Source organism: Micromonospora sp. DH13 (assembly GCF_020873825.1).
GTDB classification, from domain to species: domain Bacteria; phylum Actinomycetota; class Actinomycetes; order Mycobacteriales; family Micromonosporaceae; genus Micromonospora; species Micromonospora haikouensis.
This window is the reverse complement of the sequence record NZ_JAHWGR010000010.1, coordinates 1-24,508: the sequence shown is the minus strand read 5'-3', so window position 1 is coordinate 24,508 and position 24,508 is coordinate 1. Positions and strand designations below refer to the sequence as shown.

Annotated in this window: 24 protein-coding genes; 11 read left to right on the top strand and 13 right to left on the bottom strand. The window is 74.5% G+C overall.

All coding sequences use genetic code 11. From position 1 onward, the window contains the following. Window positions 1-306 precede the first annotated feature (306 nt). The 3 genes from LPA42_RS12315 to LPA42_RS12305 all read left to right on the top strand — a co-directional run bounded on the left by LPA42_RS12315 (window position 307) and on the right by LPA42_RS12305 (window position 2,318). Complete coding sequence (locus tag LPA42_RS12315) at window positions 307-612, top strand: putative quinol monooxygenase (RefSeq protein WP_077939697.1); 306 nt, start codon at window positions 307-309, stop codon at window positions 610-612. A gap of 75 nt (window positions 613-687) precedes the next feature. Then, on the top strand, window positions 688-1,692 hold the full coding sequence (locus LPA42_RS12310; RefSeq protein WP_077939696.1) for an alpha/beta hydrolase: 1,005 nt from the start codon (window positions 688-690) through the stop codon (window positions 1,690-1,692). Beyond that, entirely contained in the window at window positions 1,689-2,318 is a 630-nt protein-coding gene (locus LPA42_RS12305; RefSeq protein ID WP_077939695.1) for a class I SAM-dependent methyltransferase, read from the top strand. The genes LPA42_RS12310 and LPA42_RS12305 overlap by 4 nt, the downstream gene beginning before the upstream one ends. A gap of 103 nt (window positions 2,319-2,421) precedes the next feature. Here LPA42_RS12305 and LPA42_RS12300 read toward each other — a convergent pair whose 3' ends face one another. The 12 genes from LPA42_RS12300 to LPA42_RS12245 all read right to left on the bottom strand — a co-directional run bounded on the left by LPA42_RS12300 (window position 2,422) and on the right by LPA42_RS12245 (window position 14,665). Continuing rightward, entirely contained in the window at window positions 2,422-2,742 is a 321-nt protein-coding gene (locus LPA42_RS12300; RefSeq protein ID WP_077939694.1) for a hypothetical protein, read from the bottom strand. Between the two features lie 175 nt (window positions 2,743-2,917). After that, window positions 2,918-3,715, bottom strand: a complete 798-nt coding sequence (locus LPA42_RS12295; protein ID WP_077939693.1) for a sugar phosphate isomerase/epimerase — start codon at window positions 3,713-3,715, stop codon at window positions 2,918-2,920. Further along, a complete protein-coding gene (locus LPA42_RS12290) occupies window positions 3,700-4,548 on the bottom strand; it encodes a triose-phosphate isomerase family protein (protein WP_077939692.1) in 849 nt (282 codons plus the stop codon). The genes LPA42_RS12295 and LPA42_RS12290 overlap by 16 nt, the downstream gene beginning before the upstream one ends. Window positions 4,549-4,552: 4 nt before the next feature. After that, window positions 4,553-5,026, bottom strand: a complete 474-nt coding sequence (locus LPA42_RS12285) for a ribose-5-phosphate isomerase (RefSeq protein WP_043968385.1) — start codon at window positions 5,024-5,026, stop codon at window positions 4,553-4,555. Then, complete coding sequence (locus LPA42_RS12280; RefSeq protein ID WP_228986558.1) at window positions 5,023-6,810, bottom strand: dihydroxyacetone kinase family protein; 1,788 nt, start codon at window positions 6,808-6,810, stop codon at window positions 5,023-5,025. Before LPA42_RS12280 ends, LPA42_RS12285 begins: the two co-directional genes overlap by 4 nt. After that, window positions 6,807-7,670: a phosphogluconate dehydrogenase C-terminal domain-containing protein gene (locus LPA42_RS12275; RefSeq protein ID WP_077939690.1), complete on the bottom strand. Its 864-nt coding sequence runs from the start codon at window positions 7,668-7,670 to the stop codon at window positions 6,807-6,809. Before LPA42_RS12275 ends, LPA42_RS12280 begins: the two co-directional genes overlap by 4 nt. A 159-nt stretch (window positions 7,671-7,829) precedes the next feature. After that, window positions 7,830-9,401, bottom strand: coding sequence for a malate synthase A (aceB, locus tag LPA42_RS12270; protein WP_077939689.1), 1,572 nt, complete (start codon window positions 9,399-9,401; stop codon window positions 7,830-7,832). Between the two features lie 81 nt (window positions 9,402-9,482). Beyond that, on the bottom strand, window positions 9,483-10,574 hold the full coding sequence (locus tag LPA42_RS12265; RefSeq protein ID WP_091286741.1) for a hydroxyacid dehydrogenase: 1,092 nt from the start codon (window positions 10,572-10,574) through the stop codon (window positions 9,483-9,485). Continuing rightward, window positions 10,571-11,425, bottom strand: coding sequence for an amidohydrolase (locus tag LPA42_RS12260; protein WP_043968378.1), 855 nt, complete (start codon window positions 11,423-11,425; stop codon window positions 10,571-10,573). The genes LPA42_RS12265 and LPA42_RS12260 overlap by 4 nt, the downstream gene beginning before the upstream one ends. 4 nt (window positions 11,426-11,429) lie before the next feature. Next, entirely contained in the window at window positions 11,430-12,350 is a 921-nt protein-coding gene (locus tag LPA42_RS12255; protein ID WP_077939687.1) for a carbohydrate ABC transporter permease, read from the bottom strand. Window positions 12,351-12,352: 2 nt separating this feature from the next. Further along, window positions 12,353-13,237, bottom strand: a complete 885-nt coding sequence (locus tag LPA42_RS12250) for a carbohydrate ABC transporter permease (protein ID WP_077939686.1) — start codon at window positions 13,235-13,237, stop codon at window positions 12,353-12,355. Window positions 13,238-13,330: 93 nt separating this feature from the next. Next, complete coding sequence (locus tag LPA42_RS12245; protein ID WP_198956731.1) at window positions 13,331-14,665, bottom strand: ABC transporter substrate-binding protein; 1,335 nt, start codon at window positions 14,663-14,665, stop codon at window positions 13,331-13,333. Between the two features lie 385 nt (window positions 14,666-15,050). On the opposite strand from LPA42_RS12245, the gene LPA42_RS12240 reads away from it, so the two are divergent. Genes LPA42_RS12240 through LPA42_RS12210 form a run of 7 tightly spaced genes read left to right on the top strand, consistent with a single transcriptional unit; the run spans window position 15,051 to window position 20,165 of the window. Continuing rightward, entirely contained in the window at window positions 15,051-15,989 is a 939-nt protein-coding gene (locus tag LPA42_RS12240) for an NAD(P)-dependent oxidoreductase (RefSeq protein WP_077939684.1), read from the top strand. Between the two features lie 40 nt (window positions 15,990-16,029). Next, complete coding sequence (locus LPA42_RS12235) at window positions 16,030-16,806, top strand: SDR family NAD(P)-dependent oxidoreductase (protein WP_052503965.1); 777 nt, start codon at window positions 16,030-16,032, stop codon at window positions 16,804-16,806. Next, a complete protein-coding gene (locus LPA42_RS12230; protein WP_228986557.1) occupies window positions 16,803-17,261 on the top strand; it encodes a carboxymuconolactone decarboxylase family protein in 459 nt (152 codons plus the stop codon). The genes LPA42_RS12235 and LPA42_RS12230 overlap by 4 nt, the downstream gene beginning before the upstream one ends. 1 nt (window position 17,262) lies before the next feature. Then, complete coding sequence (locus LPA42_RS12225) at window positions 17,263-18,513, top strand: Tm-1-like ATP-binding domain-containing protein (protein ID WP_198956729.1); 1,251 nt, start codon at window positions 17,263-17,265, stop codon at window positions 18,511-18,513. Window position 18,514: 1 nt separating this feature from the next. Beyond that, window positions 18,515-19,339: a phosphoenolpyruvate hydrolase family protein gene (locus LPA42_RS12220; RefSeq protein ID WP_043968370.1), complete on the top strand. Its 825-nt coding sequence runs from the start codon at window positions 18,515-18,517 to the stop codon at window positions 19,337-19,339. Window positions 19,340-19,362: 23 nt separating this feature from the next. Beyond that, a complete protein-coding gene (locus LPA42_RS12215) occupies window positions 19,363-19,782 on the top strand; it encodes a cupin domain-containing protein (RefSeq protein WP_077939676.1) in 420 nt (139 codons plus the stop codon). Then, on the top strand, window positions 19,779-20,165 hold the full coding sequence (locus LPA42_RS12210) for a cupin domain-containing protein (RefSeq protein ID WP_158229490.1): 387 nt from the start codon (window positions 19,779-19,781) through the stop codon (window positions 20,163-20,165). The genes LPA42_RS12215 and LPA42_RS12210 overlap by 4 nt, the downstream gene beginning before the upstream one ends. Before the next feature lie 69 nt (window positions 20,166-20,234). Here LPA42_RS12210 and LPA42_RS12205 read toward each other — a convergent pair whose 3' ends face one another. Further along, window positions 20,235-21,623 (bottom strand): hypothetical protein, encoded by a 1,389-nt coding sequence (locus tag LPA42_RS12205; RefSeq protein WP_077939674.1) that lies wholly within the window; start codon window positions 21,621-21,623, stop codon window positions 20,235-20,237. Window positions 21,624-21,871: 248 nt separating this feature from the next. Between LPA42_RS12205 and LPA42_RS12200 the strand changes: the two genes are divergently transcribed. Beyond that, window positions 21,872-24,481 carry a glycoside hydrolase family 78 protein gene (locus tag LPA42_RS12200; RefSeq protein WP_077939673.1) on the top strand — a complete coding sequence of 870 codons (2,610 nt, stop codon included), beginning with the start codon at window positions 21,872-21,874 and terminating at the stop codon, window positions 24,479-24,481. Window positions 24,482-24,508: the final 27 nt, after the last annotated feature.

The following is a 24,508-nucleotide window of genomic DNA, read 5'->3' as shown; positions in this document are numbered from 1 at the left end:
GAATGACCTAACCCGGGGACGAGGTGCCGGCGGCGGAGGGTGCTCGCGGCGGCGGAGGGTCCTCGCGGCCCCGGGCCGGTGCACAAGGACGCGGCGCGGGCCGGCGGCTCCGCTCACGTCACCGGCCCCGCCCTGCCGCCGGCCTGCCCGGTTCCGGCACGACCGGCTAGGTCATCGTCGTCGGCGGCCCGGATCTCGGAAGTCGGATGACTGATGAAGGCCGGCCCGGCGGCCCCGAAGGTAGAGACCAGCCAGGCAATACCGTCGCCGCCGACATCCGGCGGCAGCCGCCGAGGAGAGTGCCCGATGACCATCAGCTACGGCTTCCACGCCACCATGACCGCCCAGCCCGGCAAGGGCGACGAACTCGCCGACTTCCTGCTCGCGTCGCCGTCGCTGACGAACGAGGACTGCGTCGTCTTCCTGATCGGCCGTTCCGCCGCCGACTCCGACGTCGTCCACGTCACCGAGGGCTGGACGACCGAGGAGGCGCACCACCGGTTCTTCGCCACCGCCGAGGCGCAGGCCCTGCTGGCGCAGCTCCAGCCGCTGATCGTCGGCGAGCCGGCATACCTCGACGAGGTGCCGGTCGGCGGCAAGGCCGCCATCTGAGACCCGCCCGTCCGTCCGCCCGTCCCTACGGCCGTCCATCCGGCCGTCAACATCGAACACGACAGGAAGCCCCTCATGGTACTGACACGTCCCCCCTTCGACCCCGAGCTGCGCGCGCTCCTGGCCGACATGCCGCTCGTACCCGAACTCAACCGCGACGTGCTCCCGCAGATCCGGCAGTTCTCGTCGACGCCCGTGGAGCCGCTGCTCGAAGGCCGGGCGATCGACCGGCGCGAGGTCGGCATCGCCGGCCCGGACGGCACGAACATCCCGCTGTCCGTCTTCCGCTCCGCCGGCCCGGAACACACCGCTCCGGCGCCCTGCGTCTACTGGATGCACGGCGGTGGCATGGTGATGGGCGACCGCTTCTCCCAGCTCGACATCCCCCTGGAGTGGCTCGACCGGTTCGGCGCCGTCGTGGTCTCCGTGGACTACCGGCTGGCACCCGAGGCCACCGGCACCAGCCTGGTCGACGACTGCTACCACGGTCTGCTGTGGGTGGCCGAGCACGCCGACGAGCTGGGCGTCGACCCGGACCGGATCGTCGTCGCCGGGGTCAGCGCCGGCGGCGGCCTCACCGCCGGGATCGCCCTGCTGGCCCGCGACCGCGGCGGCCCGCCGCTCGCCGCCCAGGTGCTGATCTGCCCCATGCTCGACCATCACAACGACACCACCTCCAGCCGCCAGTACGCCGGTGAGCCCGGGGTGTGGACGCGCGAGATGAACGAGTTCGGCTGGCGGTCGGTGCTCGGCGACGTCGCCGACGACGCCGTACCCGGGCATGTCTCCCCCGCGACGGCCGACGACCTGTCCGGCTTGCCGGACGCCTACGTCGACGCCGGCACCGCCGAGGTGTTCCGCGACGAGGCCGTCGCCTACGCCACCCGCATCTGGGCCGCCGGCGGCCAGGCCGAGCTGCACGTCTGGGCGGGCGGCTTCCACGGCTTCGACGCCCTGTACCCGCAGGCGCGGGTCTCGGCCCAGGCCCGCCGCGCCCGCACCGACTGGCTCGCCCGGGTCCTGGACCCCGCCGCCGGGCCGGCCCGGCCGCAGCTCTCCGGGCAGCGGGCCGGACGATGAGCGACAACCACCGGGCGGAGTTCCTGCGCGAGTTCCTCCGCGACCCGTTCACCGTCGCCTCGGTCGCCCCCAGCGGCCGGCTGCTGGCCGACCTCGTCACCGCGCCCGTCCCCGGCGCCGGCGAGCCGCTGGTGGTCGAACTCGGCCCCGGCACCGGGGCGTTCACGGCCGCCATCCAGCGCCGACTCGCCGGCCGGGGTCACCACCTCGCGGTCGAGGTCAACGAGCGGTTCGCGGGCCTGCTGGCCGCCCGGTACCCCCGGCTCGACGTCGCCGTGGCCGACGCACGCGGCCTCGGCGACGTGCTGGCACAGCGGGGCCACGGCCGGGCGGACGTGATCGTGAGCGGGCTGCCGTGGGCAGCGTTCGCCGAGGGCCAGCAGGACGAGCTGCTGCACGCCGTCACCGGCGCGCTCACGCCGGACGGGGCGTTCACCACGTTCGGCTACACGTTCGCCCGCTGGGCCCCGCCCGCCCGACGACTGCGGCGGGCGCTGGGCGACCGGTTCGAGGAGGTCGTGACCGGCCGCACCGTGTGGGCCAACGTGCCGCCGGCCTTCGTGTACTTCTGCCGGCGGCCCCGGGCCACCGCGCGACCGCGCGCGCTGGTGTCCCTGGCCGGCTGAGAACGGAACCCCGAGAGGCGGGTTGGCCATGGGGAAGCAGCCGACGCGTCCGACCCGGGATGGTCGGCCGGGGGCGGTGGCCGTGCCCGCCCCCGGCGACGGCTCAGAACGCCCGGAAGGAGTGGTACTCGCCGGCCGGGAAGGTGCGCAGGGTGCCCAGGCCCACCGCCGCGCCCGCGCAGTCGGCGCTGCGGAACGCGAGGACCTGCTCCACCCCACCGGCGGCGGCCAGGGAGTCGGCGCTCGCCGGGAACGCCGTGCAGGCGCCGTCGGGCTCGGGGACGTGCAGCACCGGCGTGGCGAACGTGCCCTGGTAGAAGGTCAGGCCCGCGGCCAGCGCGGCGTGCGCCGGCAGCGCCGTCGCGGCAATGGCCCCTGCCACGGCGGCCAGGCCCACGACGGTACGAACGATCCGCTTCCTCATGCTGCTGCCTCCTGTGCTCGACGAACGGCGGTGCGGTTCCCGACCCACCATTCATCGAGACACCTGAGTTCTCAACGATTCCGCCCGGTGAAATAATCGACACATGTTCATGCCCCCGCCGATGAATTCGGCGGGGTCGCCTACGTGTCGCCCGTCGTACGCGGGACCGGGCGGGTCAGTTCCCGGCCCGGCGCAGGAACTCCACGCTGTGCCGGGTCCACTCGTCCTCGACCGCGCAGGTGCGCTCGATCGACTCCTGCCGGGGCAGCCAGTGCTCGACGATCTGGTTGATCCCGCGCTCGGCCGGCCGGACCCGCGCCACCATCGCGGCGTAGTCCAGCAGGCCGGTGCCGAGCGGGCAGCCGACCAGCGAGAAGCCCACCCACCCCGGGGCCCGGGTGAAGGCGAAGTCCTTGACGTGCAGGTTCACCACGTACGGCGCGGTGCGCTCCACGGTGGTCGCGGGCAGTTCGAGCCGGGCCACGCAGTTCGCCGGGTCGAGGCACACCCCCAGGTGCGGGTCGTCCACCCCGCGTACGACCGCGAGCAGGTCGTCGGTGGCCACCTGCTCGTAGGTCTCCAGGCCGATGGTGACGCCCCGGGCGGCGTACCCGGGCAGGGCGGCGGCGAGCAGGGTGACGGCCTCGGCGACGGTCGGGCGGTGCGCGGCGGTGTTCAGCATGGTGCGCACGAAGCCGACGTCGAGCCGGCCGGCCAGGTCCAGGTAGCGGGCCAGGTGCGGGCCGTCGACGCCCCGGGTGCCCAGCTCCAGCCGGACGCCGAGGGCGGACGCCCGGCGGCGCAGCCGCTCCAGCTCACCGTCGGACGCCTCCTCGATCGGCGGGTAGTCGCAGATCTGGAAGACGGTCGCCCCGGCCTCGGCGGTCCGCTCGACCATGTCGGTCAGGGACAGCGGGCGCTGCGCCGCCGTCCAGCGCCAGAAGAACGAGTACGTGCTCAGGCCGATGGCCACGGCGGCTCCCCGGTGCGGGCCGGCGCGCCGCCGGCGGTGTGGGCACTGTCCCCGGTGTCGCCGGTGGGGGCGGCACCGGCGAGGGTGGCCGCCTCGTCGAGGATCGCGGCCAGGGCCGCCGGGTCGTGGGCGAACCGGCCGAGGAACAGCCCGTCGACCCGGTCGCCGAGCCGGCCGAGCAGCCCCGGTCCGGCGCTGCCGCCGTAGATCACCCGGCTGCCGGCCCGGCCCGGCTGGTCGGCGATCCAGTCGCGCAGCGGACCGGTGACGGCCCCGATGTGCTGCGGCGGGGCGGGCTCGGGCCGGCCGATCGCCCACCATGGCTCGTACGCCAGGACCACGGGGCCGGGCGGGGCGGCGGCGAGGGCGGCGCGGGCCTGGACGACGCAGTCGGCGGCGGCCGCCGGGGCGTCGACCCGGTCGGGCTCGCCGACGCAGAGCACCGGTGTCAGGCCGTTGCGAAGCGCCGCTGTGGTCTTGGCGGCGACGACGGCGTCGTCCTCTCCGAAGAGGGTACGGCGCTCGAAGTGGCCCACCTCGGCGAAGCGGCAGCCCAGCTCGGCGAGCAGCGCGCCGCTGGTGCCGCCGGTGACCGCGCCCCGGTCGGTGTGGTGCAGGTCCTGGGCGCCGACGTGGACGCGGGTGCCGGCGAGGACGCCCCGGACCGGGGCGATCAGCGGCGCCGACGGCAGCACGAACAGCTCGACCCGTCCGGCCGCGACAGCGTCGTGGCCGCGGGCCAGTCGCGCCACGTCCGCGCACCAGCGCAGCGTCTCCCGCTCCCCGAAGTACATCTTGAGGCTGACCCCGACGGTCAGCGGCCGGTCGCGCATCGGCTCAGCACGACCCGGTCGACTCGTACGTCGACATCAGCCGGACCTTCGCCCCCGACGGCGACGAGTCGTCGAAGTCGTAGCCCAACCACTCGCGGGCAAGCCGGCGGGCCAGCTCCGGCCCGATGACGCGCTGGCCGAAGGTGAGGACCTGGGCGTTGTTGCTCAGGATGGCCCGTTCGACGGAGTAGCTGTCGTGGGCGGTGACCGCGCGGATGCCGGCGACCTTGTTGGCGGCGATGGCCACCCCCAGGCCGGTGCCGCAGACCAGCAGCGCCCGGTCGGCCCGGCCCGCCGCGACGATCTCAGCGGCGGCGATGGCGACGATCGGGTACGCGGTGTGCCCGTCCGCGTCGACGCCCACGTCGATCACCTCGGCCACCCGCTCGTGGCCGCGCAGGTCGGCCTTGAGCATCTCCTTGTACTGGTAGCCGGCGTCGTCGGCGCCGACGACGATCCGCAGCCTGCTGGCGCTCATCGCGCGGTCTCCTCTGCACGGGTGGGGGCGTCTTCTCGGGTGGGGGCGGTGGCGGCTTCTTCCCCGGTGGGCGCGACGGCCGCCAGGATCAGGGCGAGCGAGACCGCCCCCGCGTCCGGGGCGCCGACGCTGCGGTGGGCCAGGGGGCGGGCCCGGCCGACGCGGGGCACCAGGTCGGCGGTGGCCCGGGCCGCCGCGTCGGCCACGGCGGCGGCCTCCCGCCAGGCGGCGGCGAGCGGCTGTCCGGCCTGCACGCGGTCGGCCAGCGTGGCGGCGAAGGGCGCGAACGCGTCGACGAGGGTCTTGTCGCCGACGGCGGCCCCGCCGACCCGGGTGACGTCGGCCAGCGCCCGGGAGACCGCACTGGTCACCCGCGCGGGGGTCGGCTCGCTCTCGTCGCCGAGGGCCACGGCCGCGCCGCGCAGGGCCACCCCCCACAGCGCGCCGGAGGTGCCGCCGCCGGCGTCGGCCCAGGCGTCCCCGGCCCGGGTCAGCGCGGTGCCGACCCCGGCGCCGGCGGCGCCGGCGGCGACGGCGGCCACGGCGGCGGCCACGGCGGCGTTGACGCCCCGGCTCATCCCGATGCCGTGGTCGCCGTCGCCGGCCAGGGCGTCGATGCGGCCCAGCTCGTCGGCGTGCGCGTCGACGGCGTCCCGCGCCGCCGCGAGCGCGCCGAGCAGGCGGCGGCCGGCGGCCCGCGACGCGGGGCTCGCGGGCGGCACGGGTTCCGCCGCCTCCTCGGCGAGGACCGGCGCGGGCGGCGCGGCGGCGGTGGCCGACAGGCCGCGTCGGAAGCCGGGGGCGTCGGCCGGGGCGCACCACAGTGGGGTCAGCTCGTCGGTCAGCCAGCAGACGGTCAGCGAGACGCCGGCCATCTCGAAGCTGGTCACCAGCTCGCCGACGGCCGGGGCGACGACCTGCACACCGGCGGCGGCGAGCAGCTCGGCGACCCGCCGGTAGACGACGAACAGCTCCTCGTACTTGACGCTGCCCAGCCCGTTGAGCAGGACGGCGGCCCGCTGGCCGGCGGGGGCGTCGATCCCGGCCGGCAGTTCGGCGAGGACGGTGTCGACGAGGAGCTCGGCCAGGCCGTCGGCGCCGGGGCGGTCCCGCTCGTCGATGCCGGGCTCGCCGTGGATGCCCAGGCCGACGGCCATCCGCCCGGCGGGGACCGCGAACAGCGGGGCGGCCGCGCCGGGCAGGGTGCAGCCGGTCAGGGCGACCCCGAACGAGCGGGTCCGGGCGTTGGCCAGCCGGGCGATCCGCTCCACCTCGTCGAGGTCGAGCCCCCGGTCGGCGGCGGCAGCGGCCACCTTGAACACCACCAGTCCCCCGGCGATCCCCCGCCGCCGGTCGGCCTGCTCGGCCGGGGCGCTGGCCAGGTCGTCGGTGACGGCGACGGCGCGGCAGTCGACGCCCTCCGCCTCCAGGTGCACCCGGGCGGCGGTGAAGTTGAGGACGTCGCCGGCGTAGTTGCCGTAGGCCAGCAGGATCCCGCCGCCGCCGGACGCGGCCCGCGCCACCGACCGGACCTGCCGGGCCGACGGGGACGCGAAGACGTTGCCGACGGCCGCGCCGTGGGCGAGGCCCTCGCCGACCAGGCCGGCGAACGCCGGGTAGTGGCCGCTGCCGCCGCCGACGACGACGGCGACCCGCCCCGGTGCGGGGGCCGCCGCCCGGACCACGCCGCCGCCCACCCGGCGCACCAGCCCCGGGTGGGCCGCGACGAAGCCGTCGAGGGCCTGCGCGGCGAAGCGGGCGGGGTCGTTGGACAGGCGGGTCATCGCGCCGGCCGCACCGCGTCGATGCGCAACATCCGGGCGATGACGGAGTCCAGCTCGGCGTCGTCGAAGATGCGCTTCCAGTCGTCGCGCACGATGGTCTCCCGCCCGTAGTCCATGGCGATGAGGCACGCCTCGGAGAACGGGTTGGAGCCGCGCAGCGAGTTGCTCAGGGCCACCTGGATGTGGCCGAAGAGCATCGCCTTCGCGGCCGGCTCGGGCACGCCGACGGTGTGGACGGTCTCGTGCAGCGCGTCGCGGAGCAGGCCGCTGATCATGCAGGCGACGGTCTCGACCAGGGTCGGCTCCAGGACGGCGAGCTGCTTGACGGTGACCCAGTGCACGTCGAGCACCGGGCCGTACATGATGCGGACGACGTCCTCGACGCGCGCGCGGACGGCGTCGTCGCCGGACTCGAGCGCGGCGACGACGTCCTGGGCGGCGGCGACGCCGCCGAAGGTGTCGGCGTACTCCTCGCCGGTGGTGCGCTCCAGAAAGACCGACGGGTGGCAGGGGTGGGCGCAGGCGAGGTGGATGTCGTCGCGGCGGGCGAGGACGCCGGCGTAGGCGGCGGCCGGGTCGAGCGTGAGCACGACGGCGCCCGGCTTGAGCAGCGGCACGAGCTGCGCGGAGATGTCCCCGAGCAGCACGTCGGGGACGGCGAGGACGACGACGTCGCTGTCGGCGGCGGCGGTGGCCGTGTCGCTCAGCTCGCGGCCCTCGGCGGTCACCCGGGCCCGGGCCGGCGGGTGGTTCTCGCAGTAGCGGACGGTGTGGCCGCTGCGCTGGAGGTTGGCCGAGATCCGCAGGCCCATCTTGCCGCCGGCGCCGACGACGGTGATGACCAGGTCCGAGGTGGACATGAGGGGCTCCTCACGAGGGTGACAGAGGGGTTGGCGAAGGGTGGGGCCGGCGGGCGGGGGGCGGGTGGCCCCGGGCGGATGCCACGGGCCACGGCCGACGAAATGAAACGTTACAGTAGATGGCGCGGGACGGTCAACGGGCCGCCGCGCACCGGTGGCCTACAGCCGGTCGTACGCCACCAGGGTGAGGAATTCCGGCAGCTCGTCGGCGAGTGCGACGCGCGCGAAGACCTCCCGCGCGTCCTCCGGCCGGCCCTGTCGCCACACCTGGTCGCCGACCTCGGCGGCGATCCGCGCCATCTCCTCGGCGAGGATGCCGGCCACCAGGTCCCGCGTGACGACCCGCCCGTCGGGCAGCCGCGCGCCGTGCCGGATCCACTGCCAGACCTGGGATCGGGCGATCTCGGCCGTGGCCGCGTCCTCCATCAGGTTGTCGATCCCGGCCGCGCCCCGTCCGGTCAGCCAGAACGACAGGTATTGAAACGTCACACTGACGTTGCCCCGCAGCCCGGCCTCGGTGACCGACCCCGGGGTGGACGCCACGTCGAGCAGGTCGGCCGGGGTCGTCGTGACATCGTCGCGCCGCCGGTCGAGCTGGTTCGGCCGCTCCCCCAGCACCGCGTCGAACGCCGCGCGGGCCACCGGCACCACGTCGGGGTGGGCGACCCAGGTGCCGTCGAAGCCGTCGCCGGCCTCGCGGCGCTTGTCCGCGTCCACCGCCGCCACGGCCCGGGCGTTGGCCTCCGGGTCGCGGCGGGACGGGATGAGGGCGGCCATGCCACCCATCGCGAACGCGCCGCGCCGGTGACAGGTGGCCACCAGCAGCTCCGTGTACGCCCGCATGAACGGCACGGTCATCGTCACCGCCGTGCGGTCCGGCAGCACGAACCCCGGCCGGTCCCGGAAGGTCTTGATCATCGAGAAGATGTAGTCCCAGCGGCCGGCGTTGAGCCCGTACGAGTGCTCCCGCAGCTCGAACAGGATCTCGTCCATCTGCAGCGCCGCCGGGAACGTCTCGATCAGCACCGTGGCCCGGATGCTGCCCCGGGGCACCCCGAGCGCGTCCTGGGCGTGGAGGAACACGTCGTTCCACAGCCGCGCCTCCAGGTGGTGCTCCAGCTTCGGCAGGTAGAGGTACGGTGCGCTGCCCCGCTTAAGCAGCCGGCGGGCGTTGTGGAAGGCGAACAGCCCGAAGTCCATCAGCGCCCCGGCGACGGGGACGCCGTCGACCAGCAGGTGCTTGTCGACCAGGTGCCAGCCGCGCGGGCGGACCAGCAGGGTGGCCGGCGAGTCGACCAGCCGGTACCGCCGGCCGTCGGAGGCGTCGTGGGTGATCGTCCGGTCGATCGCGTCGGTCAGGTTGAGGTGGCCCTCGACCTGGTTGCGCCAGGTCGGGCTGTTGGCGTCCTCGAAGTCGGCCATGAAGCCGCGGGCCCCCGAGTTGAGGGCGTTGATCACCATCTTGCGGTCCGTGGGGCCGGTGATCTCGACGCGGCGGTCGGCGTAGTCGGGGCGGGGCGGGGCGACCCGCCAGTCGCCGGCCCGCACGTCGGCGGTCTCCGGCAGGAAGCCGGTCGGCGCGGGTCGGGCGGCGCGGGCGGCCAGCAGCTCCCGCCGGCGCGGGTCGAAGCGGCGGTGCAGCCCGGCCACGAAGTCCAGGGCGGCAGGGCTGAGCACCTCGGCCCGCGCGCGCTCGCTCAGCGGCGGCGCGGCGGAGTAGGAAACGGTCACGGTGGCTCCACTCTCGGCGGCGGCCGGGGCCGCTGGCCCGGCGCTCGGCGGCCGGGACCGCTGACGCCCGGCCGGGGCGGTTCAGTCGGGTTCGCGGGGGACCAGTTCGTGGCGGGGGTGGTGGCCGCGGATCACGCGGATCACCTCGTCCACCATCAGGTCGAAGAAGCGCGGCTCGCTGGCGGCGGTGACCCCGGCGATGTGCGGGCTGAGGAAGACGTTGGGCAGGGCGCGGACGGGGTGCCCGGCCGGGATCGGCTCCGGGTCGAAGACGTCGAGGCAGGCGACGATGTCGCCGGTCGCGAGCCGGTCGAGGAGCGCGGCCGAGTCGACGACCGCGCCCCGGGACACGTTGACGAAGACCGCGCCGGGCCTGAGCAGGGCGATCTCGCGGGCGCCGAGCAGGCCCCGGGTGGCGCTGGTCAGGGGGGCCAGGCAGACCACCACGTCGGACCCGGAGAGCACGCCGTCGAGGCTGGTCAGGGTGAGGTCGTAGACGTCGGCGAGCACCCGGGGCGCGTACGGGTCGTGGGCGAGGACGTCCACGCCGAAGGGCGCGAGGAGTTCCAGCAGCCGCCGGCCGATGTGGCCGAGCGCGATGATGCCGACCGTCCGGCCGGTCAGCTCGCCGTTGCGGTAGCCGGGGTCGTCGAGGAACACGCCGCGGTCGGGCCAGAGCACCTCGTCGGCGACGAGGCGGCGGAACAGCGCCCCGGCGTTGCGCAGGCCGACGAGCATCAGCGCGAGCGCCCACTCGGCCACCGGGTCGGAGGAGCCGTTGGTGGTGTCCACCGCCCAGACCCCCCGGGCGCGGGCGGCGGCGACGTCGACGCGGTGGGCGAAGCGGTCGCCGTGGGTGTCGCCGACGAGACGCAGCCGGGGCGCGGCGGCCAGCACCTCGTCGGTGACCCGGGGGCAGCCGTGGCTGACGACCAGCGCGTCGAGGTCGGCCACGAAGGCGGTCAGCCGGGCGACGGTCGCCGGGTCCGTCGGCGGCGGCGCGGTGGAGCGGTCCGGTCCGTCGAACTCCAGCCAGGCCACGTCGGCGACCCCGGCGAGGCGGGCCAGCGCGGCCTCGGTGACGAAGCGTTCCCGGGTCGCCCGGTTGCACGCGACGCCCACCCGCGGGCGGGGCGGCGGGGTCACGTGCGGGCGGGGCGGCGGCGGGGTCATGCGCGGACTCCTTCCGGGTCGCCGAGCAGCCCGGCGAGGGTGCCGCCGAGGACCAGCGGCAGGTCGGCCGGCGCGATGAAGTCGCAGTGCCGCCGCACCGCCTCCAGCGACTGCCGGTACGTCATCGCCGCGCCGGAGGCCGGGTGGTCCGAGCCCCACACCAGGCGCCGGGGGCCCCACGTCTCGTAGTACGCCCGGACGACGTCCAGCGCCGCCCGGTGCGGCACGTCCCAGGGGTCGGCCGCGCCGTACTGGAGGCCGGAGACCTTGACGATCAGGTTGGCGGGGGCGGCCGGGTCGAGCACCCGGGCCAGGGCGTCGGCGACGCCGCCGGGCCAGGCCGGCACCAGGGCCAGGTGGTTGCACAGGATGGGCAGGCCGGGCACGGTCGCGGCGAGCGCGCGCAGGTCGGCGTGCCAGGCCGGCCCGGCGGCCAGCCCCATGAGCAGTCCCCGGCGCTCGGCGGCGGCGAACAGCGCCCGGGCGTCCGCCGAGCGCAGCCACCCGTCGTTGTCGGGGCCGAGGTAGTGGCTGATCCCGGCGAGGGGGTACCGGTCGGCGAGCGCGGCGAGCCGGTCGGCGGCCCCGGCCGTGTGGTGCCGGGGGCTCCACCGGCTGTCCAGGTCGGCGAAGTGGTGGAGCCGCCCGGGGTGCCGGGCCACCGCCGCCGCGACGTAGTCGTTGTTGTCGGCGTTGCGGTCGATCTCGGCGGCCACCACGACCGCCCGGTCCACCCCGGCGGCGGCCATCTCGTGCAGCAGCACCTCGACCCCGCCCCGGGTGGCGTCGTCCGGCACGGGCGGCCGGTACGGCCAGCGCGGCCAGGCGTGGGTGTGCGCGTCGACGATCACCGGTTCAGCCCTTCAGCGACCCGGCCGCCAGGCCCTTCATGATCTGCTTGTTGATGAACACGTAGACGACCAGGATGCCGAGCACGGTGGTGCAGATGCCGGCGAAGAGCGGGCCGTAGAGGGTCGAGCCGTACTCGCCGTTGAAGTTGAGCAGGCCCACCTGGATGGTGCTCAGCTCCTTGCTGGTGTTGAAGGTCAACGCGATGAGCAGGTCGTTCCAGACGGAGAAGAACATCAGCAGGCCGAGGGTGAGCAGGCCGTTGCGGACCATCGGCAGGCCGACGGAGAAGAACGCCCGGAACACCCCGGCCCCGTCCAGCGTCGAGGCCTCGAACAGCTCCCGGGGCACGGCCCGGAAGTAGGCCGCCATCAGGAACACCGTCAGCGGCAGGCCGTGCCCGACGTAGGTGAGGATGAGCGGCAGCAGCGAGTCGGTGAGGCCGAGGCGGAAGTAGATCGTGAACAGCGGCAGCAGGATCAGCTGCAGCGGCAGCATCATCCCGCCGACGATGAGCAGCAGGACGGTGTTGCGCCCCTTCCAGACCATCACCTCCAGGGCGAACCCGGCCGCCGCGCCGAGGGCGAGGATGAAGAACAGCGACGGCAGGGTCACCAGCAGGCTGTTGCGGATGACGGTGCCGATGCCGCCGAGTTCCCACGCGTCGACGTAGTTCTGGAAGTTCAGCTCGCGGGGCAGCGACCACAGCGGCTCGGTGATGAACTCGTTCTCGGTCTTCAGCGAGCTGGCGAACATCCAGAACAGCGGGTAGATGGTGATCACCAGCAGGACGGCGATCACCAGGCCCGTCCAGGCGCGGTTGCCCACCCGACGCCAGTTGACGCCGCGGCGGCGCGACGGCGCGGGTGGGGCAGGTGCGGTCGCGCGGGTCGCCACCGGCGCGGAGAGGTCCGTACGTGTCGCCATGGTCAGCCCTTGGTGAGGTCTCGTCGGGAGGAGCGGAACAGGAAGAGCGTGACGGTCAGGCAGATGGTGGTGATCAGGATCGCCAGGGTGCTGCCGTAGCCGTAGTCGCTGTAGAAGAACGAGGTCTGGAACATGTAGAGGTTCAGCGGGGTGGTCGACGTCCCGGGGCCGCCGTTGGTCAGCGCCACCACGGAGTCGAAGACCTTCAGCGAGGAGTTCAGGCTGAAGATGATCGACGAGATCAGCACCGGCAGCGCCAGCGGCAGCACGATGTGCCGCAGCAGCCGCCAGCCGACCGCCCCGTCGAGCCGCGCGGACTCCAGGACCTCGCCGGGAATGTCGAGCAGGCCGGTGTAGAGCAGCACCGCGTAGAAGCCCATGGTGCGCCACAGGTCCATCAGGATGATGACCCAGAACGCCTTGCTGCCGGTGGAGAACCAGTCGGTAGCCCCGAACCCCAGGAGGTCGAGCAGGCTGTTGGCCGGGCCGGTCTGCGGCGCGATGGCGAACATCTTGGAGAACAGCAGGCCGACCGCGACGGTGGGCAGCACCACCGGGAAGAAGACCAGGGTACGGATGAGCGCGGAGGCCCGGCGCAGCACGAAGACGTAGAACAGCGCCAGCGCCAGGCCGAGCAGGATCTGCCCGACCGTGATGACCAGGGCGTAGGTCACGGTGAACCGCAGCGAGGTCGGGACGATCGGGTCGTCCAGCAGCTTGCGGAAGTTGTCGAGCCCGACCGGGCGGAAGCCCTCGATCACGTTGCCGGTGGAGAAGGCGTAGAACAGCGACCACACCGACGGCACCAGCATGATCGCCGTGTACATGAACAACGCGGGCCCGAGCAGGATCGCGATGGCCTTTTTGTCACCGAATACTCGGTCCATTGATTACCCGTCCCAACCAAGGATGCCTGACCGGTTGGGCCGTCCACCGGGCGGCGGCTACCCGCCGCCGCCCGGTGGACCGGCCCGCCGGAACTACTGTGCCGCGGAGAGGTCGTTCTGGAGCAGGCTCATGTACTGCTCCGGCTTCATGGCGCCGGTGAGCAGCGGGGCGGCGTTGGCGCTGGCGTCGCCGGTCGCCTTGGTGTTGAACAGGGCCTCGAACCACAGGACGGTGGAGGTGCTGGCGTCGATGCGCTTCTGCAGGTCCTGGGTCAGCGGCGGGACGTTGGCCACCGGCTTGCCCATCTTGAAGCCGGAGAAGGCGCCCTGGGTCTCCATCAGCCCGCTGGCGTAGTTCTCGGCGATGCACTTGAGCCAGCCGCCGACCTCGGGGCTGTACTGCTTGGCGGAGATCGCCGTCGGCGCGCCGACGTTGGCCGGGTACTGGTCGATCGAGCCGCTGCCGCCGGTGACGGCGGGGACGGGCATGAACCCGATCGCGTCGCCGAGGGGGTTCTTCTTCGGGTCGTTGATGCTGGCCAGCAGCCAGCTGCCCATGTACATCATGGCGGCCTTGCCGTTGAGCAGGTTGGCCGTGGCGGTGTCGTAGTCGACGGAGGTGACCCCGTCGACGAAGTAGCCGGCCTTGCCGAGGTCGGCGATCGCCTGGGCGGCCCGGACGTACTCGGGGTCGGTCAGCTTGGCCTGCCCGTCGGCGACCTTCTTCAGCGCGTCGGGGCCCAGGTCGCGCAGGATGTACGCGCCGACCCAGCGGCTGATCGTCCAGCCGGTCTTGCCCGAGGCGGTGAACGGGGTGATCTTGGCGGCCTTCAGCTTCGCGGCGGCGGCGAGCAGCTCGTCCCAGGTGGCGGGGACGGCGATGCCCTGCTCCTCGAAGATCTTCTTGTTGTAGAAGATGCCCTCGATGTTGTACTGGAACGGGATGGTCGGGTACACGCCACCGCCGTAGAGCTTGTCGATCGTGTCGGACGCGGCCGGGGTGAGCTTGTCGGCGACGCCGAGGTCGGTCAGCGCCTTCTTGACGTCGACGAGCTGACCGGACTTCTGCAGCGCCCCGTCCTTGTTGATCAGGGCGTTGCCCCCGGCGAACAGCACCGGGAGCGCGTCCTGGCCGGCGAGGAGCTGCACCTTCTGCTGCATGTTGCTGCTGGGGGTCTGCTCGATCTTGAGCGGCAGCGCGTCGTTCTGGGCCTTGCACTCGCCGGCGGCGAGCCGGTTGAGCTCGGCGGGGATCTGGGTGTTCTCGGTGGTGAACAGCGCCGAGAACGCGGTGGGCTTGGTGGCGGAACCGGACTTGGTGCCGGTGCCTGCCGCACTGCATCCCGAAACCAGCAGGGCGGCGGCGCTGACAGCCGCTACTGTGCGTAGTGTGGGGTGCGTGCGAGCGGCTCGCCAGGTTCTGATCACGGGTGCTCCTCGGGGGCAGGGATGGTCGTGCGAAGCAACGCGCATAGCCGGCCGGCCTTTAAATCGTTTCAACGGACGGATGCTACCTGCGTCACATCCGCAGTGTCAACAGGCTGTTTCCCGCTTGTAACGCGGCCCGGCCGCCGCCCCAGCTCCGCCGGTCGGCGGGGCGACAGCAACACGGAGCAGGGCGGAATGCGCGCACGCCGGACAGGCAGTGGCCGCACACCGGCAGACGGGCTTGCCAGCACCGCTCTGAAACGTTATACATGCAGGGCCCTCGCCGCCCGCCGCCGTCGGCCTCATCCCGTCCCCGGGGCCACGAGGAGCAGCCGCGCGCCGTCCGGGCGCGCCTGCCCGCCACCGACCACGGAGTGCAGATGCCATGACCGACAGTGACGGCGATGCGGGCGTCTGCGTCCTCGTGCCCGACGAGCAGGGCGCGGCGGCGCTGGCGGCGTACCCACTGCTGCGCCCGCAGCTGCTCGGGCCCGGCGGCGAGCCGACGGCCGGGCAGCGCGACCACGCCGTCGTCGTCGTGCACGGCTTCCACCCGGTGGAGCGCACCCTCGCCCTGCTTCCCCGGCTCCCCCGCGTCCGGCTCGTGCAGACCCTCAACGCCGGCTACGACGGCTGGATCGGCCGGCTGCCGCCCGGCGTGGGCCTGTCCAACGCCCGTGGCGCGCACGGCGCGGCCGTGGCCGAGTGGGTCGTCGCGGTGCTGCTCGCGCACCACCGGGAGCTGGCCTTCTTCGCCGAGGCGCAGCGCCGGCGGCGCTGGGAGCGCCGGACCGGCCGGTCGCTGGCCGGCAGCCGGGTGGCGGTCCTCGGCGCCGGTGACATCGGCCGGCACGTCGCGGGCCTGCTGCGCCCCTTCGGCTGCGAGGTGACCCTGGTCGGGCGGCGCGCCCGCGCGGGAGTCCTGTCGGCCGCCGGGTTCGCCGCCGTCGCGGCCGAGCAGGACGTCGTCATCCTCGCGCTGCCGGCCGGCCCGGACACCGACCGGATCGCCGACGCGCGGTTTCTCGCCGGGCTGCGCGACGGCGCGGTGCTGGTCAACGCGGGCCGGGGCACCCTGGTCGACACCGACGCGCTGTTGCGCGAGACCGGCGGCGACCGGTTGCACGCGATCCTGGACGTCACCGACCCCGAGCCACTGCCGCCCGACCACCCGCTGTGGGACGCGCCGAACGTCACCCTCACCCCGCACGTCGCCGGGGTGACCGAGGGGATCTCGGCGCGCGCCTGGGCCGTGGCCGCCGCGCAGATCGACCTGTTCGCCCACGGTCGGCGACCCGACAACCTGGTCATCGACCCCACCTGAGCCAACCGGACACCTCCACCCGAAGGGAACCTCCCGCGACATGACAGCCCCACCCGCGCCGTCGGCCCGCCCGCTGGCCGGCCGCCGCGCCGTCGTCACCGGCTCCGGCGGCGCCCTCGGCCGCCGCATCTGCCGGGCCCTCGCCGACCAGGGCGCCGCCGTGGCCGGCCTGGACATCTCCGCCGACGCCGCCGCGGCCACCACCGCCGACCTCACCGCCCGGGGGGCCACCGCCCGGCACGACGCGGTCGACCTGCTCGACTTCGCCGCCGTCGTCGCGGCGGCCGACCGCACCGCCGCCGAGTGGGGCGGCATCGACATCCTGGTCAACACCGCCGGGGGCGGCCTGGTCCGGCCGTTCGCCGAGCTGACGCTCGACGAGTGGCAGACCCAGCTCGACCGCAACCTCACCAGCGTGTTCACCTCCACGCGGGCGGTCCTGCCGCACATGCTGCCCGGCGGCTGGGGGCGGATCGTGTCGCTGTCGTCCATCGCCGCCGTGCGCGGCGGCCGGCTGGTGCGCAACGCCACGGCGTACGCGGCGGCCAAGGCCGGGGTGATCGGCCTGACCAAGGCGCTGGCCATCGAGCTGGCCGAGACCGGCATCACCGTCAACGCCATCGCCCCCGGGGCGCAGGCCACCCCGGGCCGGGACCGGGACACCCCGCAGCGCCGCGAGGAGCTGCTCGCCCAGATCCCCACCCGCACCCTCGGCCAACCCGACGACCTGGCCGCCTCGGTGGTCTTCCTGTGCCAGGAGTCGGCCGCGTACATCACCGGCGTCACCCTCGCCCAGGACGGAGGGCACTCGATTTGACCACGGAACCGACCAGGACGCCCGAGGCCGGACAGAGCCGGCTCGACCGGGGACGGCGGGCGTTCAACGAGATCTACGGGCCGGGCGCGGCCGACGTGTTCCTGCAGCGCCGCTCCGGCCTCGGCGCCGACCTGGCCCGCTTCGGGCTGGAGTTCAACTTCGGCGACGTCAACTCCCGGCCCGGCCTCGACCTGGCCCGCCGGGAGATCGCCACCCTCGCCGTGCTCATCGGCATGGGCGGCGCGGACCCGCAGATCGCCGGGCACACCAAGGCCGCGCTGCGGGTCGGCCTCACCCCCGCCGAGATCGTCGAGGTGGTGATCCACTGCGTGCAGTTCGTCGGGTTCCCCCGGGCGATCAACGCGCTCGCGGTGGTCCGCGCCGCGCTCGCCGACGCCGGGGTCGACGTCGACGACCCCGACCCGCCCGCCCCACCGCTGCCCGAAGGGAACTGACATGTCCACCGCCCCGAAGGAGGCCGGCATGCCCACCGTCGTCCTCGTCGGCACCCTCGACACCAAGGGCCCCGACTACGCGTACCTGGCCGAGCGGCTGCGCGCCCTCGGCGTCGACGTCCTCGTCGTGGACGCCGGCACCGCCGCCCCGCGCGGCCTCACCCCGGACGTCACCGCCGACGAGGTCGCCGGGGCGGCCGGCACCACCGTCGCCGAGCTGGTCTCGGCGGGCGACCGGGGCGCGGCGGTCACCGCGATGGGCCGGGGCGCGGCGGCGGTCGTCGGCCGGCTGGTCGCCGCGGGCCGGGTCGACGGCGTACTCGCCGCCGGCGGCTCCGGCGGGTCGTCGATCGCGGCGGCGGTGCTGGCCGCCTGCCCGGTCGGGCTGCCGAAGCTGCTGGTGTCGACCATGGCCTCCGGCGACGTCTCCCCGTACGTCGGGGCCAAGGACGTCACGATCATGTATTCGGTCGTCGACGTCGCCGGGGTCAACCGGATCTCCCGGCTCGTGCTCGGCAACGCTGCCGCGGCGATGGCCGGCATGGCCCGCGACCGGTCCCGCGCCGACACCGCCACCGACGCCCGGCCGATCGTCGCGGCCAGCATGTTCGGCGTCACCACCCCCGCCGTCGAGGCCGCCAAGGCCCGGCTGGAGGAGCTGGGGTACGAGGTGCTGGCCTTCCACGCCACCGGCGCCGGGGGCCGGGCCCTGGAGGGACTGGCTCAGGCCGGACTGCTCGCCGGGGTGCTGGACCTGACCACCACCGAGCTGGCCGACGACCTGGTGGGCGGGGTGCTCACCGCCGGTCCTGACCGGCTCACCGCCGCCGGGGCGGCCGGCGTGCCGCAGGTGATCGCGCCCGGCGCGCTGGACATGGTCAACTTCGGGCCGGTCGACACCGTGCCGGAGCGCTTCGCCGACCGGCTGTTCTTCGTGCACAACCCGACCGTGACCCTGATGCGTACCACCGCCGACGAGATGGCCGAGCTGGGCCGGCGGATCGGCGCGAAGGCCGCCGCCGCGACCGGCCCGACCGAGGTGTTCTGGCCCGACGGCGGGGTGAGCGCGCTGGACGCCGCCGGTCAGCCGTTCGCCGACCCGGCGGCCGACACGGCGTGCCGCGACGCCCTCGCGGCGACCCTCGCGGCGCACGGCCGGACGCTGCACCGCGTCGACGCGCACGTCAACGCGCCGGAGTTCGCGTCGGCGATGGCCGACACCCTGCACCGGCTGATCCAGAAGGGAGCCTGAGATGGAACGCGCGGAGGCGCTGCGGCGGCTGCGGGAACAGGCGGCCGCCGGCCGGCCGATCGTCGGCGCGGGCGCCGGCACCGGCCTGTCGGCCAAGTGCGCCGAGGCCGGCGGGGCCGACCTGATCATCATCTACAACTCGGGCCGCTACCGGATGGCCGGGCGCGGCTCGCTCGCCGGCCTGCTGCCCTACGGCGACGCGAACGCGATCGTGGTGGAGATGGCGGCCGAGGTGCTGCCGGTCGTGCGGGACACCCCGGTGCTCGCGGGCGTCTGCGGCACCGACCCGTTCCGGCTGATGCCCCGGTTCCTCGACGAGCTGGCCGCGATCGGCTTCACCGGGGTGCAGAACTTCCCCACCGTCGGCCTCATCGACGGGGTGTTCGGGCAGAACCTCGCCGAGACCGGGATGGGCTTCGACCTGGAGGTCGAGATGATCCGGCTGGCCGCCGAACGCGGCCTGCTCACCTGCCCGTACGTCTTCGACCCCGAGCAGGCGGCGGCCATGACGGCGGCCGGGGCGGACGTGCTGGTGCCGCACATGGGGCTGACCACGTCCGGCACCATCGGCGCGCGGACCGCGCTGACCCTCGACGAGTCGGTCGAGCGGATCCAGGCCATGCGCGACGCCGCCGTGGCGGTGAACCCGGACGTGCTGGTGCTCTGCCACGGCGGCCCGATCGCCGAGCCGGACGACGCCGCGTACGTGCTGGCCCACACCACCGGCGTGGTCGGCTTCTTCGGCGCCTCGTCGATGGAACGCCTGCCGGTGGAGCGCGCCCTGACCGCCCAGGTCCGCGCCTTCAAGTCCCTGCCCACCTCCTGAGCCACCCCCGATCGGAGACCCCCATGCCACCCACCCACATCCCCGCGCACGACGTGGAGACCTTCAGCTTCGACTGGGGCACCATGAAGTGGTTCGTCTCGCCGGTGACCATCCCCGGGGCCGTCAACTCCCAGGGCGAGGTCATCATCAACCCGGGGCAGGGCCACGGCCGGCACCTGCACGCCGGCGCGGACGAGCTGATCTACGTGGTGTCCGGGGCGGGGGTGCAGACCGTCGGCGACGACGAGTTCGCCATCGCCGAGGGCGACATGGTCTACATCCCCCGCGACACCCTGCACTCGACGATGAACTCCACCTGGCGCACGCTGCGGCTGCTGGTGACGTACACGCCGGGCGGCGAGGAGCAGGCGCTGACCGGGCTGCCCGACTTCTGCCGCCACCCGGCGGGTGAGGTCGTGGCCTGGCAGCGGCCGGGCGCGTGAGCGTCCTGCGGCTGGGCGCCGGCCAGCGGTGGACCGTCGACGGGCCGGCCTGGAGCGACCTGTCGGCGGTCGGCTGGTTCAGCCTGGAGCGGGCCGGCTTCCGGTTCGACCGGCACCACCACTCCTGCCCGGAGTACTGGGCGGTCGTCGAGGGCCGGGCCCGCGTCGCCGTCGGGGCGCAGGAGTACGACGTCGCCCCCGGTGACCTGGTCTGCACGCCGGCCGGGGTGGAGCACGACATCCTGCGCGCGTACACCGACGACCTGCGGCTGTTCTTCTTCGTCGCGGCCGTGCCCGAGGGCGAGCCGGCCGGGCACCTGCACCGGGAGCCGGAGTTCGCCCTGGGCCACGACGTCGGGCGACCCGGACCGTCGGCCGGCTGACCGGTCGCCACGACGATCGGGGCGGGGACCCTGCACGGGTCCCCGCCCCGATTCGTGTCCGGCAGCGGGTCAGGCGCGGGCGCGCAGGGTGTCGCCGACGGCGGCGAGGTTGTCCAGCCGCATCTCGGAGTACTTGCGGGACAGGATGATGCCGTCGGCGCCGCCTTCGAGCGCCGCGGTGACCGAGGCGCGGACCTCCTCGGGGCTGGTCTTCTTGACGTGCTCCGGGGTGGGCACGTCGAGGTCGAGCCCCGGGTACACGGCGGCCCGGCCGGCGACCGCGGTCACGGTGCGGCGGGTCTCCCGGGTGACGTAGTCGGCGGACAGGCCGGTGGCGGGCAGGTCGTCGAACCGGACGGCCTCGTCGTAGCCGAGCACGCCCCGGTAGAGGTCGTAGAGGGTCTGCTCGTCGACCCCGGCGAAGATGCTCCGGGCCACCTGCCGGATGTGGTGGTGCAGCCGGTAGCCGGCGCAGTTGTTGTAGAGCACCGGCTTGACGAAGTCGGCGTACTCGGCGAGCGCGGCGAAGTCGGTCTGGGCCCGGTAGAGCGGGGAGAACGAGTTGTGGTGCCAGACGTGCCAGCCGACCTGCACGTGCGGGGCGAGGAACTTCGCGGTGCCGTAGAGCTGGCGGCGCAGGGCCTCGAAGCCGTCGGTCCAGAGCTGCTCCCAGGCGAGGATCTCCGGGTACTCGGTGAGCAGGCGCAGGAAGCGCACGAAGCCGCTGTCGCCGCCGGGGTCGGCCCCGCCGTGGGCGAGCCGGTGCAGCGCGACGTACCCCTCGCGGGCCCGGCGCACGTCGATGCCGCGGCGGTGGCCGGCGGCCTCGCAGTGCGGGCAGAAGCAGTACGGGTTGCCGTCGCGGGCGAAGCCGCCGTCGCCCAGGACGTTGCCGAGCGGGCCGTGCCGTTCGGAGCCGAACATGAGCCCGTCCAGCGGGTAGCTCTTGAGCTGGTCCTCGATCAGGCCGAGCCACCAGGCGACGTAGTCGGGGTTGCGCACGCAGGCGTACGGGTCGGCGCGGCCCCAGGCGTCGACCTGGAGGACCTTCGGCCAGTTCGGCACGTGCCGGGTCAGCCCGGAGTGGGTGTTCTCCAGGACGAACGAGTAGACCCTCATGCCGCGCCGCCGGGCGGCCGGGATGACCTGTTCCAGCACGTCGAAGCCGGCGACCTCGCGGTCCGGGGCGCGGAACGGCCCGAGCGCGGTGTTGGCGTAGAACTCCGGGTGCTGGGTGACGTACGAGCCGCCGACGTGGTGGTGGTCGAGTTGGCGGGCGCCGTGGCCGGGCCAGGGGCGGCTCACCACCTGCCGGCCCTGCAGGCCACGGTCGAAGGACTGGGTCGCCACGAACACGGCGTCGACCGCCGCGGCCTCGCCGACGATGTCGAGAACCTGGTCGACGCCCTCGTCGACGAAGGAGATGGCACCGATCTGGATTCCCACCAGGGACCCCACACGCTCTCCTCGGGGGTGCGCGCCCCGCGGCCGTCCCGCCGTGGGGCGGACCGCGCGTCGGGGCGGGTCAGCGGCACGGCGGCGACCGAACCGGAGGCTGAGACGTTTCAATCTGCGACCCCACGCTATGCCCGTCACCACCGCCGGTCAAGCGGCGTTACCACTCGACACCCTGCGGCACGACACTTGTGAAACCTTTCATTAGCTCGTAACGTACCCGGTGCCACCGGACGGTCGAGAGGAAGCCCATGAGCAACGCCGACCCCGCGCCCCGGACGACGGTCCAGGCGCCCCGCGTCGCGCACGTCGACCCGGCGATCGGCATCGGCGAGCCCGCCCCCCGGCTCTCGTTCCGCGTCACCGACGCCCCCGCCGGCTGGCGGCAGGTCGGCTACGAGGTCGAGGTGACCGGGCCGGACCGGGCCGCCCACCGCAGCGGCCGCCTCGACTCGGCCGACTGCGTGCTGGTGCCCTGGCCCGCGCCGCCGCTGCGCCCCCGCGAGCGGTGCGAGGTGCGCGTACGGGTCTGGGGTGCCGACGCCGACGAGCCCACGCCGTTCAGCGACCCGGCCACCGTGGAGGCCGGCCTCGACGCGGACGACTGGCAGGCGGAGTTCGTCTCCCCCGACTGGGAGGTCGACCCCACGGTCGAGCAGCCCCCGCCGCTGCTGCGCCACGAGTTCGACGTCACCGGCGAGGTCACCCGGGCCCGGGTCTACGCCACCGCCCTCGGCGTCTACGAGCTGGAGCTCAACGGCGCCCGCGTCGGCGACCAGGTCCTCGCCCCGGGCTGGACCAGCTACCATCACCGGCTGCGCTACCAGACCTACGACGTCACGGGGCTGCTGCGGCCGGGCCGCAACGCCGTCGGCGGCTGGCTCGCCGAGGGCTGGTACGCCGGCCGCCTCGGCTTCCACGGCGGCCACCGCACCGTCTACGGCAGCCGGATCGGCCTGCTCGCCCAGCTGGAGATCGAGTACGCCGACGGCCGGCGGCAGCTCGTCGCCACCGACGGCTCCTGGCGGGCCGCGACCGGGCCGCTGACCGCCTCCGGCCTGCTCGACGGCGAGCACCACGACGCCCGCCGCGAGCCCACCGGCTGGTCCTCGCCCGGCTTCGCCGCCGACGGCTGGACCCCGGTGCGCGTGCTGCCCCGCCCGGCGGCGGCCCTGGTCGCCCCGACCGGCCCGCCCGTGCGTTGCGTGCAGGAGGTGCCCGTGGCCGAGGTGGTCGACGCCACCGGCGGGCGGATCATCCTGGACTTCGGGCAGAACCTGGTGGGTCGGCTGCGGATCACGGTCACCGGCCCGGCCGGGCAGACGGTGCGGCTGCGCCACGCCGAGGTGCTCCAGGACGGCGAGCTGTTCGTCCGGGCGCTGCGCGGGGCGAAGGCCACCGACTCGTACACGCTGCGCGGCGGGGGCGTCGAGACGTGGGAGCCCCGGTTCACCTTCCACGGCTTCCGCTACGCCGAGGTCACCGGCTGGCCCGGCGAGTTCGACCCGGCGGCGGTGGTGGCCCGGGTCCACCACACCGACATGGTCCGCACCGGCACGTTCGAGTGCTCGGACCCGCTGGTCAACCGGCTGCACGACAACGTCGTGTGGAGCATGCGGGGCAACTTCCTGGACATCCCGACCGACTGTCCGCAGCGCGACGAGCGGCTGGGCTGGACCGGCGACATCCAGGTCTTCGCCCCCACCGCCGCCTTCCTGTACGACTGCGCCGGCATGCTCTCGTCGTGGCTGGTCGACCTGGCCGCCGAGCAGCTGCCCGACGGGACCGTGCCGTACTTCGTGCCCCGCATCCCCGCGCCGAGGTGGGAGCCGCCGCAGCCGACGGCGGTCTGGGGCGACGCCGCCGTGCTCACCCCCTGGACGCTCTACGAGCGCTACGGCGACCGCGACGTGCTGGCCCGGCAGTACGCCAGCGCGAAGGCGTTCGTCGACCTGGTCGACCAGCGGGCCGGCGCGGACCACCTGTGGGACAGCGGCTACCAGCTCGGCGACTGGCTCGACCCGACCGCCCCGCCGGACGACCCGGAGGACGCCAAGGCCGACCGCTACCTGGTCGCCACGGCCTACTTCGCCCACTCCACCGGGGTTCTCGCCCGGATGGCCGAGGTGCTCGGGCGGCATGCCGACGCACAGCGCTACGCCGCCCTCGCCGCCGCCGTCACCGAGGCGTTCCAGCGCCGGTACGTGCTGCCCTCCGGGCTGCTCGACAACGACGCGCAGACGTCGTACGCGCTGGCGCTGCGGTTCGGTCTCGTGCCGGCCGGCCGCCCGCGCCGGGCGGCGGCCCGGCGGCTGGCCGAGCTGGTCGAGGAGGCCGGGTGGCGCATCGCCACCGGGTTCGCCGGCACCCCGGCCATCTGCGACGCGCTCGCCGACAACGGCGAGGTGGAGACCGCGTACCGGCTGCTGCTGAGCACCGACTGCCCGTCCTGGCTGTACCCGGTGACCACGGGCGCGACCACGATCTGGGAGCGCTGGGACAGCCTGCTGCCCGACGGCACGGTCAACCCGGGGCAGATGACGTCGTTCAACCACTACGCGCTGGGCGCGGTGGCGGACTGGCTGCACCGCACGGTCGCCGGCCTCGCCCCGGCCGAGCCCGGCTACCGCCGGCTGCTGGTGCGGCCCCGGCCCGGCGGCGGGCTGCGGCACGCCCGCGCCGCGCTGCTGACCCCGTACGGGCCGGCCGCGGTGGGCTGGCGGCTGGCCGACGGCGAGCTGGCCGTCGAGGTGACGGTGCCGCCCGGCGCGACCGCGCGGGTCGAGCTGCCCGGCGCCGCGCCGACGGAGGTCGGCTCCGGCGCGCACCGGTTCACCGTGCCCTGGAGCGAGGCGGCCTGACCGCAGCGGCGGCCCGGCCCCGAGATC